Here is a 435-nt window from a genome sequence, read left to right as displayed (position 1 = left end):
CTCAAGAAGCTGCTTGCCGAAGCCATGCTGGATAAAGAGGCGCTTCAGGTGGCTCTTGGGCGAAAGTACTGACGACAGACCAGAAGCGGGAAGCCGTGATGTTGATGTGTGATGCGACCGGTCTGTCGCAACGTCGTGCCTGCAGGCTTACAGGTTTATCCCTGTCGACCTGCCGCTATGAGGCTCACCGTCCGGCTGCTGATGCGCATTTATCAGGGCGCATCACTGAGCTGGCACTGGAGCGCAGGCGTTTTGGCTACCGTCGTATTTGGCAGTTGCTGCGCCGTGAAGGGCTTCATGTTAATCATAAGCGCGTGTACCGGCTTTATCACCTCAGTGGCCTGGGCGTAAAACGCAGAAGACGTCGTAAAGGGCTGGCAACAGAACGTCTGCCGCTGCTCCGTCCGGCGGCGCCCAATCTGACCTGGTCGATGG

The 435-nt window shown here is 58.2% G+C and carries 1 pseudogene; it reads left to right on the top strand.

The features are described 5' to 3' along the window. A pseudogene (locus tag OGY18_RS04240) lies at positions 1–435 on the top strand (IS3 family transposase); the annotation flags it as partial.

The sequence above is a fragment of the Citrobacter sp. Cpo142 genome, from assembly GCF_030332425.1.
Classification (GTDB): domain Bacteria; phylum Pseudomonadota; class Gammaproteobacteria; order Enterobacterales; family Enterobacteriaceae; genus Citrobacter; species Citrobacter portucalensis.
This window is presented reverse-complemented; position numbering and strand designations above follow the sequence as displayed.